Raw genomic sequence first — 14,534 nt, 5'->3', positions numbered from 1 at the left:
GGAGGCGACCATGGCTCCACGGGCCAGTTGGAAGGGACATCTGCGGCTGAGCCTCGTGTCATGCGCGGTAAAAATGTATCCCGCGACCAGCACGTCGGAGCGCATCAGCTTCAACCAGCTCCACAAGGACACGCATAACCGGATCAATATGAAGCCGGTCGATCCCGAACTGGGTCTGGTCGAGCGAGCCGATCTGGTGAAGGGCTACGAATATGAGCCCAAGCAATATGTGATCATCGAGGACACCGACCTCGAAGCCGTCCGCATCGAATCCAGCCATACGCTCAATATCGAAGCCTTTGTCGATGAGGACGAGATCGATGTCCTCTATCAGGATGCGCCCTACTATCTGGCACCCGATGGCGCCATGGCGGAGGAAACCTTTGTCGTGCTGCGCGAGGCCATGCGGCGCAGCGGCAAGGTGGCCATTGCCCGGCTCGTCCTGTCGAGCCGCGAGCGTGTCGTGACCATCGGCGCCCGCGAAAACGGCATGTTCATCACCACCCTGCGCAATCCCAACGAGGTGCGCGGTACGACCGAATATTTCGACAATATTCCAAAGGGCAATCCGGACACGGAAATGCTCGACCTGGCCGAAAAGCTGATCGAGCAGAAGGTCACCTCCTTCGACCCCAAGGCCTATGAGGATCGCTACGAAATCGCCCTGATGGCGATGATCAAGGAAAAGCTCAAGGGGCACAGGCCGATCGTGGCTGCTGCGCCCGAACGCGGCAATGTTATCAACCTGATGGACGCGCTCAAGGCGAGCCTCGGCGAAGCCAAGCCTGCTGCCAAGAGCCGTGCCAAGGCGCCGGCCGCGGCCAAGGAATCGGCCACCACGGTCTCGCTCAAGGCGGCCCTTGAGGCCAGCAAGTCGGCCAAGCCCAAGGCGGCACCGCGAAAGAAGGCGTAGTCCGGCATGGAGTTCAGCGGGGCCAGCATAGGCGTCGTCGGGGCGCTCAGGGCTTTCCCGCTGAGGTCGGCGGCGCGGCGCATAGAAGAGGGCCGTGGACGCTTGCACCGTGGCCTGCCGCGCGGCACAACCATGGCCGTTTTCTGCCGCTCTCTGCTCTCCCGCCTCGACCCCGCCGCGATCGAAAGCCGTGTTGAGCAGGCTCGCGCCAGCGTTGGCAGCGTGCGCAGCGAAAATGGGCTGATGCGCCTGATGGGTCTGCTCCCCAAGCCGGCTCCCGGAGGGATGGCGCGTCAGGCGCTTCTGGACCAGTCGGGCCTTGGCTCCAAAACCCTCGATCTGCTCGTTCTGTTCGATGCATTTGAGCACGACGCCGAGCCCTTTTCCTTTCGCGATCTCATATTGGCGAGGAAATATGCCGGGTTGGAAAAATCCGGAGCCGCCTGGCACGACATCGCCAAATCCCTGCACGGCGTGGGGCCCGTCGGCTCCCTGACGGCGCTGACGCTGCAGGCGAGCGGCGACAGGATCGTTGCGGAAGATGCATTTTCTCTCGCCGAACTCGACGGCCAGCGCCTGCTGCCGCTCGATGATCAGGCAGACGCCGCCGAAGACTATTTTGTCCATGCCGAAACGGCCGAGCAGGCGGGCCTTTTTGCCGAGGCGGCGGTGCTCTATGGCCATTGTGCCGCGGTCGATCCGAGCGACGCCACTGCCCCCTTCAACCAGGGCAATTGCCTGCGCGAACTGGGTGATCTCAACGCCGCGCAGCTTGCCTACGCCACCAGCCTGAAACGCGATCCGGCCTTTGTCGAATCCTGGTTCAACTGCGCCGGTGTGCTGCGCGAGCTCGGGCGCCCGGAAGCGGCACGCAGGCATTTGCAGCGCGCCATCGCTATCGACCCGCTTTACGCCGATGCCATCTACAATCTGGCGGCCCTCGACTACGAGATGGGCAATCTCGACGAGGCTGTTGCAGGCTGGCGTCGCTATCTGGAGCTTGATGAAAGCTCGGATTGGGCCCGGCGGGCCCGTGCCGGCATTACCCTTGTGTCCCAGATGTCCCGGAGCCAGGCTGGATGAGTACGCAGTTTCTGTTCGATGGACCCGAGGACGCCCGCGTCACCCTGCTGCTGGCGCATGGCGCCGGTGCCCCGATGGACTCCGCTTCGATGAACGCGACCACCAAGGTTTTGGCCGCGCAGGGGTTTCGGGTGGCGCGCTTCGAGTTCGGTTATATGGCGAGCCGCAGGACTTCGGCCGGCAAGAAGCCCCCGCCCAAGGCGGAGACCGTCATGCCCGAATACCTTGCCGCGGTGGACGACCTTGGGCCGACCAATGGCCCGCTTGTTATCGGCGGCAAGTCCATGGGCGGACGCGTCGCCAGCATGGTGGCGGATGCCCTGTTCGAGGCCAACCGCATTGCGGGGCTATTGTGTCTTGGCTATCCGTTTCATCCGCCTGGGCGGCCGCAGCAATTGCGCACTGCCCACCTAATCGGCCTCAAGACGCCAACCCTGATCTGCCAGGGCACCCGCGACGAGTTCGGCGACCGCTATGAAGTCGGGGAGTTCGGCCTCTCCGATGAAATTGAGCTGTTCTGGCTCGAAGACGGCGACCACGACCTCAAGCCGCGCAAGGCGATCTCCGGTTTCACCACGGCCGGCCACCTGCAAAGCGTGGCCGAGCACGTTTCGGGCTGGGTGCAGCGCATCGCGCCGTGAAGATCGCGACCTTCAACATCAACGGCATCAACAGGCGCCTGCCCAACCTGATGGCGTGGCTCGCCGATGCCGCGCCCGACATTGTTTGCCTGCAAGAACTCAAGGCCGCGGATCGGCAATTTCCTGCAACCGCCCTTGCTGACGCCGGGTATCACGCGGTCTGGAAGGGCGAACCGGGCTGGAATGGCGTTGCCATCCTTACCCGCGGCAGTCCTCCGGTGCTGACCCGCGACAGCCTGCCGGGCGCACCTGATGACCGCCAGGCCCGCTATATCGAGGCCGCCTGCAATGGCGTGATCATCGGCTGCCTCTATGCGCCCAATGGCAATCCCAGGCCCGGGCCGAAATTCGACTACAAGCTGGCCTGGACGCAGCGCTTGCTTGAGCACGCGCAAGAGCTCTGGTCGAGCGATCTGCCGATCGTGCTGGCCGGTGATTTCAATATCGTTCCTGAACCCCGGGACATCTACGAGACGACATCCTACAAGGACAATGCTCTTGTTCAGCCGGAGAGCCGTGCCCTGTTCCAGCACTTGCTGGAGCAAGGCTGGACTGATGCGATCCGCCGGAAATTTCCCGATGCGACCGTCTATACCTTCTGGGACTATATGCGCAGCCGCTGGCAGCGCGACGCGGGCTTGCGCCTCGACCACCTGCTCTTGAGCCGTGCTTTGGCCAGAAAGCTCAAGAATGCAGGCGTCGACAAGCTCGTGCGCGGCGAGGAGGGCGCCAGCGATCATGCGCCCGTTTGGATAACTCTCTAGCCAGCACGGGCGCTTGATGGGCCAGACTTAGGCGAGCTTCGCCTCGAGCGTGATGCTGATGGCGCCCAGGGCTTTGGACACCGGGCAATTGGCCTTGGCCTTCTCCGCCAGTTCCTGGAAGGTGGCATTGTCGATGCCTGGCACGGTGCCGACCAGGGTCAGCGCGCTGCCGGTGATGCCGGTGCCGGGAACGAGGGTGACTGCCGCCTCGACCTTGAGATTGGTCGCCGGGGTGCCATTCTCGGCCAGGAAATGTCCCAGCTGCATCGCGAAGCACCCAGAATGCGCCGCCGCAATCAGCTCCTCGGGACTGGTGCCCGACCGGCCGCTGTCATCGACGAACCGCCCCTTGTAGGTATAGGGCAGTGTCGCGAACGCGCCGCTCGGGACATCGAGGGTGCCAGTACCTTCCGTCAGCGTTCCGGTCCAGTTGGCGGTAGCCGTGCGCTTCATTGTGCTCTCCTGAGGTTGCATCCATGCGCTTCATGGCAAGGCAAACCCTAGCAGTTGCGGTGATGAAACTGAAGTTTCAATCGGTGTGTGGCCAGTTGCTCAACCTCTGAGGCCGCCGCGAGGCGACCGGTTGGAGGCTTCCGCGGGAGCGGCTATAGTGTGCTTCTGCTGCGAGCGGAGGTTGGCATGGCCCGGTCTGTGGTTGCGCGTGTGATCCTGGTGGGCGGGGTTCTGTTCGGCTCTCTTTCGAGCATGCCGGCACTGGCGCAGGACGATTGCGCACCCATCATCCAGTCCCTGGCCGCAACGGTTCTTGCGGGACGCGAGGTTTTGCCGCCCTTGCAGGCGCGACGCTTCGGCACCCGGGCCATCTACCTGCTTTCCCGCTATGGCGACCTCGGCGATGCAGAAATGGACCGCCTGCTGTCCGAAGCTGTCGAGGCGCGCGTGCATGGCGCATCCGACCTCCAAATGGCCTGGCTTGTGCACCGCGGCACCGCCGACCTCTCACCCGAGGCGATGGCCGCCATGGTCGATACGGCCATGCCGTCCGCCATGCGCGCCTTGTTGCTGGCCGGCGAGGCCGAGGCCGCAATGGCCGCGATTGCCGCGCTGCCCGAGGGAAACCGCATCCCGCTCGGCCAGATGATGGTGACGGTCAGCTTCGACCAGCCCGACACTGTCAAAGCCGAATTGGGCGCGGTTGCGGCCGGCCAGGGTCTTGATTGGCTCGGTGCCGGCTTTGCCGCCGCGCAGGAAGATCCAAAGGCATGGTCAGACCATGTCAAAGGCATGAGCGCCGAGGAGGAGGACAATCTCGTTTCCATCTGGGGCTGGATACCCGGCCTCAACGGCAATCCCATTCTGGCGCGCAGCACGGCCCGGCAGGATGCCGAGGCACAATCCTGGCGCGAAGCCTCGGGCCTCGTCGCCTGGGCCTCTGCCAGGCAGCCAGAAATCTCGCTGATCACGACATTCCTCAACCAGACCGGCGCCTTTGGCGAAGCCGCGGCCGTGGCCAAGCGGCTGCTCAAGCGCTTCGACGGCGACCTGTCGCTCACGGGTCCACTGGACGCGGGTTGGCTGGCGACGCTCGAGGCGTTTGACACGCAGGGGTTCGATGCCGACGCCATTCGCAGCCAGTTCGGCAGCACCACTTTTGGCATCAACCGGGTGGGGCGTGAGAATGTCGGCGACATTTTGGACTGGATCGTCGCCGTCAACGCGCTTTGGCCCTATCTGCAGGGCGAAGGGGAATTGCCGGCAAATCCGCCAGACCTGCTTTCGTCCGAATTCTCCGACTGGGACAGCTGGCTGGCGCTCGCCGGCGCCGTGCATGAGGATACGGCCAGGGCCATAGCCGATCCGAGCCTGGACGATCTGCCCATACTCGCCGAGATGCTGCATGCAGCCGGGTTGCGCGAGATGTTGGCAGGGATGCTGCAGGCCGGACCGCCCACGCCCGAAAGCGTTGCCCTGGCCGACGATTTTGCCGCTCGGATCGATCGCCTCTGCGACGCGCATCTCTGGCACAAGGGCGAAGCGCCGCTGCTTGGCGGGCAGGCGCTTTACAAATTTGACGGGGCGGAAGACTAGGGCCGCGCGAAATTGTCAGGGGTTCAGTCCCCTTGACCTCTTACCACATGGTGGCCTTGGCGCGCTCGGGCCAGGCCTTGTCATAGGGATCGCCGCCGACCTGGTTTTCGCTCATGGCGGCGAGGATCTGGCCGGGTGAGGGGAGCGTTGCCGGGTCGATATGACGGGCCGGATTCCAGAGTTCGGAGCGGACGATGGCGCGGGCGCACTGGAAATAGAGTTCGTCGATTTCGAGGACGATGACCGAGCGCGGGGCCTTTTCGTCGACCGCAAAGCTCTCGAGCAGCGCGGGATCGACCGACAGATGGGCGCGGCCATTGACGCGCATGGTGGTGCCGGAGCCGGGGAGGAGGAACAAAAAGGCGCAGCGGGGATCGCGGACGATGTTGCGGAGGGAATCGATGCGGTTATTGCCGCGGCGGTCGGGCATCATCAGGGTTTTGTCGTCGTGAATGCGGACGAAGCCGGCTTTGTCGCCGCGGGGCGAGCAGTCGATGCCTTCGGGCCCGACGGTGGCGAGGGCGGCAAAGGGGCTCGCTTCAATGAGGCGGCGATATTCCGGCGTCATGGCGCGGGCGACCTTCACGGTCGAGGCGGCGACGGGGGCGGGCAGGTAAAGGGCTTCGAGCTCAGCAATGGACGAGACGATGTGCTGGGACATGAAGACCTCTTTCAGAACGGTGCTGGCGGGCTGGTCAGCGCGGCGTGATGAATCTGGCGCTGGTGGATGGGTGTAACTAAACCTATATCTCCAGCGAATGACAGTGCGACAAAGGAGTTAAGCCATGGATGCCCATGCCTATCCCGTGACCCGGACCGACGCTGAATGGCGGGAGCGTTTGACGCCTGAACAGTATTACATCATGCGCCAGCACGGCACCGAGCGGCCGGGCAGCTGCGCGCTGCTGCACGAGACCCGTCAGGGCACTTTTGCCTGCGCCGGCTGCGATACGCCGCTGTTTGGGTCGACGCTGAAATTTGAAAGCGGTACCGGCTGGCCGAGTTTCAATGACCCGCTGCCGAGTGCTGTTGAAAGCACGATCGACCGCAGCCATGGCATGGTGCGCGAGGAAGTGCACTGCGCCACCTGCGGCAGCCATCTGGGGCATGTGTTCCCCGATGGTCCGCCGCCGACGGGGCTGCGCTATTGCATCAATGGCGTGGCGCTGAATTTTACGGCGGCTTGAATGAGAAAACCCGCGGTGCGAGCCGCGGGTTTTTTGTTGGATAGTCGCTAACCACACACCCGGTGTCATTCCCGCGAAAGCGGGAATCTCCGTCTCTGGCGCTGCTCCAGCGAAGAGAGATTCCCGCTTTCGCGGGAATGACGCCGTGGGAGGGAGGGATCTTAAGTGCCTCTTGGTTTCGCGCGGCTGGTGGCCGGGGCGGCAAGGGGATCGTCGGGCCAGGGGTGACGGGGGTACCGGCCCTTCAAATCCTTGGCGACGTCTTTCCAGCTGCCGCGCCAGAAGCCGGGGAGATCGCGCGTCGTCTGGATGGGGCGGTGGGCGGGGGAGAGCAGTACCAAAAGGAGCGGAATGCGGCCATTGGCGATGCTGGGGTGGCGGTCGAGGCCGAAAAGCTCTTGTACGCGGATTTCGAGCGCCGGGCCGTTTTCCGCGGCGTAGTCGATGGGGAGGTGACTACCGGAAGGGGCGGAAAAGTGGCTGGGGAGCAGGCGGTCGATTTCCTGCTTTTTGGCCCAGGGCAGGAGCGTATCGAGGGCTTGACCGAGGTGATCGGCCGAAATGGCGGAGAGGCGGGTTTCGCCAGTTATGTGCGGCGTCAGCCAGCTAGGGTCGGCAGCGAGGCCGGTGTCGGAGAGGTCCGGCCATTCTTCGCCAAGGGTTTGGCGGAGGAAAGTGGCGCGGGCGCGGAGGGCCTTTTGGTCCTTGCTCCAGGGCAGAGTTTCGGGGCGCTTTAGCGCGGCCTCGGCGAGGATTTGTGCCGCTTTTTCGAGATCAGTGACGGGGGTCGGTTCGTCGGCGAGGCGCAGCGCGTCGAGGCGGCGCTGGCGGCGGGCGCGAACGGAGCCGGAGGCGGGGTCGAAGGTGAGCGTCGTTTCGCTCACGATGTGATGGCCGAAGAGAGTTTCGAGGTCAGTTGGGTCGAGGGCAGCGGCGGAGCGGATGCGACCTTGAGTGGCGCTGCCGGTGATATCGGCGACGACGAGGAAGCTGGCGCCGGCAAGCGAATGGGTTTCCTCAACCTGGGCCTGGCGGCCATTGGCGAGGCGGAAGCGGCCGCGCGGTCCGGCAGGCTGGGCGACGCGATCGGGGAAGGCGCGGGCTAGGTGGTGGCCGGGGTCGCGGGGGTCTTTGTTGGTGCCGCCGGCGAGTTTGCTCCAGCGCTTGGCCATGGCGCGCGCGTCCTGGGCGCGGGGGGAGCGGTCGGTGCGAAAACGGTCGAGGCGGCGGGCGAGGTCTGAGTCGTCGCCGCCAAGGCCGCGTTCGCCGATGAGGACGGCGAGTTCGGCCGCGGTTTCAGCGTCGCCATCTTCGGCGCCAGCAACGACCATGTGGGCTAGGCGTGGGTGGAGCGGGAGTTTGGCGAGGGCTTTGCCGGCCTGTGTGAGGCGGCCTTCATCATCGATGGCATCGAGGCGGGTGAGGAGCGCCTTGGCTTCGGCCCAGGCGGGGGTGGGTGGGGGATCGAGGAAGGCGAGATTTTTGGGATCGCTGACGCCCCAGGCGGCGAGGTCGAGGACGAGGCCAGAGAGATCGGCGGAGAGGATTTCGGGGGTTTCGAAGGCTTCCAAAGCTGCCGTCTGTCCTTCGTTCCAGAGGCGAATGGCGACGCCGGGCGAGGTGCGGCCGGCGCGGCCGCGGCGCTGGTCGGCACCTGCGCGGGAGACGCGGACGGTGGCGAGGGTGGTCAGGCCCGTGGCTGGCTCATAGACGGGGACGCGGCGGAAGCCGGAATCGACGACGATGCGGACGCCTTCGATGGTCAGCGAGGTTTCGGCGATGGAGGTGGCGAGCACGATCTTGCGGCGGCCGGCAGGGGAGGGGCTGGATGGCGGCGTCCTGCTCGGCGGGGGTGAGCTGGCCGTAGAGCGGGGCGAGATCGGTGTTCGGCGGCAGGCGGGTGGCGAGGCGTTCGGCTGTTCGGATAATTTCGCCCTGGCCGGGGAGGAAGACGAGGGCAGAACCTTCGTGCTCGCGCATGGCTTTGAGGACCGCCTTTGTGACCTGGTCTTCGAGACGCTCCAGAGGGTCGGGCTCGGCATAGATCGTATCAACCGGAAAAGTGCGGCCGGGGCTGTCGATGACGGGGGCGTTGTCGAGGAGTTTTGCCACGCGGGCGCCGTCGATGGTGGCCGACATGACAAGGAGTTTGAGGTCCGGGCGCAGGGCGCGGGCGTCGAGCGCGAGGGCCAGGCCGAGATCGGCGTCGAGGCTTCGTTCGTGGAATTCGTCGAAGAGGACGGCGGCGACGCCAGAAAGTTCGGGGTCGTCCTGCAGCATGCGGGTGAAGACGCCTTCGGTGACGACTTCGATGCGGGTTTTGCTCGAAACCTTCGATTCCATGCGGACGCGGAAGCCGACGGTCTGGCCGACGTCTTCGCCGAGGAGTTTTGCCATTTGCCGTGCGGCGGCGCGAGCGGCGAGGCGGCGGGGTTCGAGGACCACGATGCGGCCGTCATTGCGCCAGGGGGCGTCGAGGAGGGCGAGGGGTACGCGCGTGGTCTTGCCGGCGCCGGGCTGGGCAACGAGCACGGCGCTGCTGCCTTTGGCGAGGGCATCGGCCAAGGCCGGCAGGGCGGCGTCGATCGGCAGCGGCGGCATGGGCATGGGAGCAAAATCCTTTACCCGCTGCTTACTCGCGACCTGCTAATCACTCAAGCGATTGCCTGTGGCCAGGTTTTTGCCGCGCCTTCACATCGCAAAAGTGATCCCATCGTTTTTGGTGAAGGCATTTCAGGTGGTTTCCTTGATTATTCAACAAGGCTAGGGTCCGCTGCCCCGCCTAAAGAGAGATTGCCTGGAGGACGCACATGCAACTCACTCGAATCAGCAATAGCGACCTGACCGTAGACGTGGCGGCTCTGGGAGCCGAAATGCAGTCGCTATCGGCCCGGGATGGTCGAAACTGGCTGTGGAGCGGAGATGCCACGTTTTGGACCGGCCGGTCGCCGGTTCTGTTCCCCATGGTGGGTCGCGCCCCCATGGACGTGGTCAGTGTCGGAGACAAACGCTACCAGATGGGCCAGCATGGCTTTGCCCGCCGCAGTGCCTTTACGCTGGTGGAGGAATGGCGCGAGCACTGTGTTTACCGACTCGAAGCCTCGGAAGCGACGCGGGCCATGTTCCCGTTCGATTTCCAGCTCGATGTGGAGCATCGGCTGGAAGGACGGGCGGTGATCGTTACCGCGACTGTCACCAATCGGGATTCAGTGATCATGCCCTATGGGGTGGGTTTCCATCCCGCCTTTGCCTGGCCGCTGCCGGGTGGGGAGGGGCAGAAGCACAGCGTGACGCTCGAAAATGGCGGGGAGCCGGCGTTGTTCCGGCTTTCGGGAGGGTTGGTCAATCCCGAGCCGCTGGCTTCGCCCTTTGTGGCGGGTGCGCTGGCGCTGGACCATGCCGATTTCGAGAAGGATGCGATGATCTTTCCGGAAGGGGCGGGGGCGGGGCTGGTCTATGGGGCCGAGAATGGCCCGAGTATTCACTTCACCTGGGAAAATCTGCCGAACTTTGCGCTGTGGACCAAGCCGGGGGCGGGGTTTGTCTGCCTCGAGCCCTGGCACGGGACGGCGGCGGAAGTTGGCGGGTCGGATGCGCTGGATCAGCGGCCCTATACGGCGCTGCTGGGGCCGGGGGCGGTGGCGAAGTATTCGTTCAGGGCGGAGTTGGTGGGGTAGACCCTCACCCGTCTCGCCCTTCGGGCGATCCACCCTCTCCCCGAGGGGGAGAGGAATAAGAGGCACTGTGCCCGATCAAACGCCGAGCCATTCTTCTCCCCATCGGGGAGAAGGTGGCGCGAAGCGCCGGATGAGGGGGCGCCGAATTCGCAGTAGCGAATTCGGTTTGGGGCCGGCGGCTATTCCGCCGCGCCGCGCTCTTCCGCGATGACATCCGGGCCATTTGGATCGCCCGGGGCTGTTTCGACGCCGAGATCGGGGAAGGCGGCGATGCGCTGGTTGCGGAAGTCGGTGCGGATGACGATCAGGCCGCGCTCTTCGAACCAGGTGAGAAGGCGGCGGGCGCGGCTAGTCGAGTGCGTGCCGTAGAGGCGAGCGATGGTCGCGTCCGAGGGGCAGGGGCCGCCGGTGAGGGCTGCTTGCGCCAGGACCAGGAAGACGCCCTGGACGTCGTCGGTGAGCGTTTCCGAGAGCGTGAGGGCCTGTTGCCAGCCGTCGGATGAAGCGGTTTCTTCGTCGGGTGCGACGCGGGCGACGGCGAGGAGGCGCTTGAAGGCGGGCAGGGCCGGCGGTTCGCCCGGCACGCGGCGGATGCGGCAGCGCACCAGAAAATCCTGATAGAGCTGGGCCGTATTGCGGAACCCGGCGTCGGGATCGCTCATCAGTTCGATCATGACCGACTTGATGGTTTCTTCGCGTTCGGCCTCGTCGATCTCGGGGAAGAGAGGTCGGTTCCGGCTCGCGTTCGGCGCGGGCACGGGCGACCTGCGCAAGGAGTTCGTTGGTCGAGGGGGGCGGCGGTGGCGGCGGGCGGCGCACGACCGGGCGGGCGATTTCGTCCGGGTCCATGGTGAAGATGAGATCCGCGGCATCGACAGGGGCTTCGGGCAGCGGGGTCAGTTTGGGGCTCGTGGAACGGGCTGAGGTTTCGACCGGGCCGATGACGATGGGCAGTGGACGACGCGAGACGGCCGGGCCGAGGGCGACGAAATGGCCGCGGGCGAGATCGCGAAACTGTTCGGCCTGGCGGCGGTCCATGCCGAGGAGGTCGGCGGCGCGGGCCATGTCGATGTCGAGGAAGGTGCGGCCCATCAGGAAGTTGCTGGCTTCGGCCGCGACGTTTTTCGCCAGTTTGGCGAGGCGCTGGGTGGCGATGACGCCGGCAAGGCCGCGTTTGCGGCCGCGGCACATCAGGTTGGTCATGGCGCCGAGCGAGACTTTTCGGGCTTCGTCTGAAACTTCGCCGGCGGCGGCGGGGGCAAAGAGCTGGGCTTCGTCGACGACGACGAGGACCGGGTACCAGAAATCACGATCGGCATCGAACATGCCGCCCAAAAAGGCTGCGGCGGCGCGCATCTGCTGTTCGGCATCGAGCCCTTCGAGATTGACGACGACGGAGACGCGGTGCTGGCGCACGCGGGTAGCGATGCGGGTAAGCTCGGCTTCGGTGCGGGTGGCGTCGACGACGAGATGACCGAACTTATCGGCGAGCGTGACGAAGTCGCCTTCGGGGTCGATGACGCATTGCTGCACCCAGGGGGCGGATTGTTCGAGGAGGCGCCGTAGAAGGTGGGATTTTCCGGAACCGGAATTGCCCTGGACCAGGAGACGGGTGGCCAGCAATTCCTCAAGGTCCATGTGGGCAGTGCCGGTACCCCGGCTCTCGCCCATGTCGATTGCAACCTGCATCTCAACTCCAGCACACGCGTGGAGGGACCTTTAGCACGCCGCGGCGCCGATTCGGCAAAGCGGCAGTTCAATTCACAGAGTCTTGGGGTTTAGGCCGGCTTGCGGGCGATCATGAAGACGGCGGCCTTCCTCTGGGGCAGCCATTCGTGCTCGACGGCAAAGCAGGCAGTCTCCATGGCGGTGCGCAACTGGCTTTGCGTCATGACATCGAGATGGGGCAGGAAGCCGAGCCGGTTGCCGAGGGGCGCGACGAAGCGGATGAAGGGCATCATGTCGCCGAGACATGCCGTGCTGGTGAGGAAATAGCCGCCGGGTTTGAGGGCCCGAAAAATCTTGGCAATGGCGGCTTCCTTGTTCTTGAGCAGATGCAGGATGGACATGCCGAGCACCATGTCGAGGCTTTCGGGGGCGAGATCCACGTTTTCGATGGAGCCGACTTCGAAGCTGATATTTTTGGTGCCCGCTTTGTCGGCTTTGCCCTGCGCGATCTCGATCATGCGTTCGGAAAAATCGACGGCGCGGATGTGGCGGACATTGGCGGCGTGGATCAGGGCGGTGGAGCCTGTGCCGCAGCCGAATTCGAAGAGCTCCATATCGGGGCGCAAGAGGCGCCGGGTGGCGGCGAGCTTGGTCTGATAGGCGGTTTCGTCGGCGACCGGCTGGGCAGCGTAGCGGTCGGCCATGCGATTCCAGAACGCTTGTTGTCCGCTCATGCCGGTTCTCCTCCACTGTTCCATCGCTAGGAAAATAGAGCTTTGCGCGGGTCAACAAAATTGCAGAAACAGGCACAGATCATATACATGGATGCATGGATGATCGCCGCGACCTCGACTGGAATCAGATGCGTGCGCTTCTCGCCACGGTGGAGGCGGGGTCGCTTTCGGGCGCGGCGCGAAAGCTGGGGCTGACTCAGCCGACGCTGGGGCGACAGGTGGCGGCGCTGGAGAAAAGCCTGGGCGTGACGCTGTTCGAGCGTGTCGGCCGCGGGCTGGTGCTGACCCAGGCGGGGCGGGAACTGGTTGCGCCGCTGCGGGCCATGGGCGAGGCGTCGGATACGATCGCGCTGGTGGCGTCGCGGCAGTCGCAGTCGGTGGAAGGGCTGGTTCGCATCACCGCCAGCGATGTCTATGCGCAATATCTGCTGCCGCCTGTTCTCGTAAAATTGCGCCGGATGGCACCGGGCATTGTTGTGGACGTGGTGGCTTCCAATTCGGTGGAGGACCTGATCCGGCGCAAGGCCGATATAGCCATTCGGCATGTGCCGCCGCAGGAGGCGGAGCTTATTGCGCGGCGGCTGCCGGATACGGTGGCCAAGATTTATGGCACGCCGGAACTGCTCGACAGAATAGGACGGCCGGTCGATCAGGCCGGGTTGAGCCGGGCCGAATTTGTCGGCTTTTCCGATAGTGTCGAGATCATCCTCGCCGAATTGCAGCGCAACGGCCTGTCGCTGACCGCGGCGAATTTTCCGCTGCTGACCAATAGTGGGCTCGTCGCCTGGGATTGGGTGCGGCGCGGCATGCTGTTGGGCCTGATGATGGAGGCGGTGGCCGAGCGCACGCCGGAGGTGGAAGAGGCCTGGCCCGCCTTTGTCGGGGTGCCAGTGCCGACATGGCTTGCGACGCATCGTGAATTGCGCACGGCGCGGCGCATAAGGGTCGTGTTCGACCTCCTCGCCGAGGCGCTGGCTGCGGTGTCGCAACCGGCGAATTGACATGGGGCGCGAATGCCATTCTTGTATGGAAGGATGGGGAAGATGCCAAAAGCCCAGAAAACTGTGGAAGTCGGCGGGGGCATAGAGCCACGGCCGCCATTTCGGCCCATGGTCGGCAATCAAGGAATCGGTGAGCCATGGCCGCAGCGGCATTGAAAAATACCAAGGAAACCATCGCCATGCGCGTCGTCGATGCGCTGCGCGATGATATCATCACCATGGCGCTCAAGCCTGGCGATGTGATTTCCGAAAGCGATATTGCCGGCCGCTATGGCGTGTCGCGCCAGCCGGTGCGTGAAGCCTTTATTCGATTGGCCCAGCAGGGTCTGCTTTTGATCCGTCCCAAGCGGGCGACGGTGGTGAAGAAGATTTCGCCGGTCGGGGTGCGGCAATCACGCTTCATTCGCGAAAGCATCGAGGTGGAAATCATCCGCCGGGTTGCCGGGCAGCCGAGCGATGATGCGGCAAACGTGCTGACAAAACTGATCGCCGACCAGGAAGCGGCGTCCGATGCCGGTGACTCCCGGCGCTTTCATACGCTCGACGAGCTGTTCCACCGGACTCTCGCGCGTCTGGCGGGTGTCGAATATGCTTGGCAGCTCATCGACGATCACAAGATGCAGCTTGATCGCGTGCGCTATCTGACGCTCGGCGTCTCTTCGACGCAGCGGGCGATTGCTGAGCACAAGCAGATTGTAGAGGCGGTGGCCAAGGCCGATCCGATGGCTGCCGAGACGGCGATGCGGGCGCATCTGGCCCGGGCCGAACTGCTGCTCAACCAGACGATCTCGGATTTTCCTGACTATTTTGAATAGGC

General features: G+C 64.6%; 12 protein-coding genes and 2 pseudogenes. 9 read left to right on the top strand and 5 right to left on the bottom strand.

Annotated elements, in window-relative coordinates:
- Window positions 1-10: 10 nt before the first annotated feature.
- The 4 genes from NVV77_RS20120 to xth are packed head-to-tail and all read left to right on the top strand — an operon-like array spanning window position 11 to window position 3,401.
- The gene (locus NVV77_RS20120; protein ID WP_295415980.1) at window positions 11-913 is read left to right on the top strand and encodes a Ku protein; all 903 of its coding nucleotides are present in this window, start codon (window positions 11-13) and stop codon (window positions 911-913) included.
- Window positions 914-919: 6 nt separating this feature from the next.
- Window positions 920-1,996 (top strand): tetratricopeptide repeat protein, encoded by a 1,077-nt coding sequence (locus NVV77_RS20115; protein ID WP_295415978.1) that lies wholly within the window; start codon window positions 920-922, stop codon window positions 1,994-1,996.
- Window positions 1,993-2,637, top strand: a complete 645-nt coding sequence (locus tag NVV77_RS20110; RefSeq protein ID WP_295415976.1) for an alpha/beta family hydrolase — start codon at window positions 1,993-1,995, stop codon at window positions 2,635-2,637. The genes NVV77_RS20115 and NVV77_RS20110 overlap by 4 nt, the downstream gene beginning before the upstream one ends.
- Window positions 2,634-3,401: an exodeoxyribonuclease III gene (gene xth / locus NVV77_RS20105; protein ID WP_295415974.1), complete on the top strand. Its 768-nt coding sequence runs from the start codon at window positions 2,634-2,636 to the stop codon at window positions 3,399-3,401. The genes NVV77_RS20110 and xth overlap by 4 nt, the downstream gene beginning before the upstream one ends.
- 27 nt (window positions 3,402-3,428) lie before the next feature.
- On the opposite strand, the gene NVV77_RS20100 is transcribed toward xth, so the two are convergent.
- On the bottom strand, window positions 3,429-3,854 hold the full coding sequence (locus NVV77_RS20100; RefSeq protein WP_295415972.1) for an OsmC family peroxiredoxin: 426 nt from the start codon (window positions 3,852-3,854) through the stop codon (window positions 3,429-3,431).
- A 186-nt stretch (window positions 3,855-4,040) separates the two neighbouring features.
- On the opposite strand from NVV77_RS20100, the gene NVV77_RS20095 reads away from it, so the two are divergent.
- Window positions 4,041-5,450, top strand: coding sequence for a hypothetical protein (locus tag NVV77_RS20095; RefSeq protein ID WP_295415969.1), 1,410 nt, complete (start codon window positions 4,041-4,043; stop codon window positions 5,448-5,450).
- Between the two features lie 40 nt (window positions 5,451-5,490).
- Here NVV77_RS20095 and NVV77_RS20090 read toward each other — a convergent pair whose 3' ends face one another.
- The gene (locus tag NVV77_RS20090; protein WP_295415966.1) at window positions 5,491-6,111 is read right to left on the bottom strand and encodes a pyridoxamine 5'-phosphate oxidase family protein; all 621 of its coding nucleotides are present in this window, start codon (window positions 6,109-6,111) and stop codon (window positions 5,491-5,493) included.
- A gap of 124 nt (window positions 6,112-6,235) precedes the next feature.
- On the opposite strand from NVV77_RS20090, the gene msrB reads away from it, so the two are divergent.
- The gene (msrB, locus tag NVV77_RS20085; protein ID WP_295415963.1) at window positions 6,236-6,637 is read left to right on the top strand and encodes a peptide-methionine (R)-S-oxide reductase MsrB; all 402 of its coding nucleotides are present in this window, start codon (window positions 6,236-6,238) and stop codon (window positions 6,635-6,637) included.
- A gap of 161 nt (window positions 6,638-6,798) precedes the next feature.
- On the opposite strand, the pseudogene hrpB reads toward msrB, so the two are convergent.
- Window positions 6,799-9,244 (bottom strand): annotated as a pseudogene (hrpB, locus tag NVV77_RS20080) (ATP-dependent helicase HrpB).
- Between the two features lie 203 nt (window positions 9,245-9,447).
- Between hrpB and NVV77_RS20075 the strand changes: the two are divergent.
- On the top strand, window positions 9,448-10,314 hold the full coding sequence (locus NVV77_RS20075; protein ID WP_295415961.1) for an aldose 1-epimerase family protein: 867 nt from the start codon (window positions 9,448-9,450) through the stop codon (window positions 10,312-10,314).
- A gap of 179 nt (window positions 10,315-10,493) precedes the next feature.
- On the opposite strand, the pseudogene NVV77_RS20070 reads toward NVV77_RS20075, so the two are convergent.
- Window positions 10,494-12,003: pseudogene (locus NVV77_RS20070) on the bottom strand (DUF87 domain-containing protein).
- Window positions 12,004-12,092: 89 nt separating this feature from the next.
- The gene (locus NVV77_RS20065) at window positions 12,093-12,716 is read right to left on the bottom strand and encodes a class I SAM-dependent methyltransferase (RefSeq protein ID WP_295415958.1); all 624 of its coding nucleotides are present in this window, start codon (window positions 12,714-12,716) and stop codon (window positions 12,093-12,095) included.
- A 95-nt stretch (window positions 12,717-12,811) separates the two neighbouring features.
- Here NVV77_RS20065 and NVV77_RS20060 point away from each other — a divergent pair, with 95 nt between their 5' ends.
- Together NVV77_RS20060 and NVV77_RS20055 are read left to right on the top strand one after the other, a co-directional pair.
- Entirely contained in the window at window positions 12,812-13,717 is a 906-nt protein-coding gene (locus NVV77_RS20060; RefSeq protein WP_295415955.1) for a LysR family transcriptional regulator, read from the top strand.
- 137 nt (window positions 13,718-13,854) lie between these two features.
- On the top strand, window positions 13,855-14,532 hold the full coding sequence (locus NVV77_RS20055) for a GntR family transcriptional regulator (protein WP_295415953.1): 678 nt from the start codon (window positions 13,855-13,857) through the stop codon (window positions 14,530-14,532).
- The last annotated feature ends 2 nt before the right edge of the window (window positions 14,533-14,534 follow it).

The organism is Devosia sp., assembly GCF_024707125.1.
GTDB lineage: Bacteria > Pseudomonadota > Alphaproteobacteria > Rhizobiales > Devosiaceae > Devosia.
The sequence above is the reverse complement of the archived record's forward strand: the minus strand, read 5'-3'. Positions and strand labels throughout refer to the sequence as shown.

Bases quoted from the DNA above. Each gene is read 5' to 3' on its own strand.
- NVV77_RS20055 (WP_295415953.1), top strand. From the start codon at position 13,855: ATGGCCGCAGCGGCATTGAAAAATACCAAGGAAACCATCGCCATGCGC.
- NVV77_RS20075 (WP_295415961.1), top strand. From the start codon at position 9,448: ATGCAACTCACTCGAATCAGCAATAGCGACCTGACCGTAGACGTGGCG.
- NVV77_RS20120 (WP_295415980.1), top strand. From the start codon at position 11: ATGGCTCCACGGGCCAGTTGGAAGGGACATCTGCGGCTGAGCCTCGTG.
- NVV77_RS20110 (WP_295415976.1), top strand. From the start codon at position 1,993: ATGAGTACGCAGTTTCTGTTCGATGGACCCGAGGACGCCCGCGTCACC.
- NVV77_RS20065 (WP_295415958.1), bottom strand. From the start codon at position 12,716: ATGAGCGGACAACAAGCGTTCTGGAATCGCATGGCCGACCGCTACGCT.
- NVV77_RS20115 (WP_295415978.1), top strand. From the start codon at position 920: ATGGAGTTCAGCGGGGCCAGCATAGGCGTCGTCGGGGCGCTCAGGGCT.
- NVV77_RS20095 (WP_295415969.1), top strand. From the start codon at position 4,041: ATGGCCCGGTCTGTGGTTGCGCGTGTGATCCTGGTGGGCGGGGTTCTG.
- msrB (WP_295415963.1), top strand. From the start codon at position 6,236: ATGGATGCCCATGCCTATCCCGTGACCCGGACCGACGCTGAATGGCGG.
- NVV77_RS20100 (WP_295415972.1), bottom strand. From the start codon at position 3,854: ATGAAGCGCACGGCTACCGCCAACTGGACCGGAACGCTGACGGAAGGT.
- NVV77_RS20060 (WP_295415955.1), top strand. From the start codon at position 12,812: ATGGATGATCGCCGCGACCTCGACTGGAATCAGATGCGTGCGCTTCTC.
- NVV77_RS20090 (WP_295415966.1), bottom strand. From the start codon at position 6,111: ATGTCCCAGCACATCGTCTCGTCCATTGCTGAGCTCGAAGCCCTTTAC.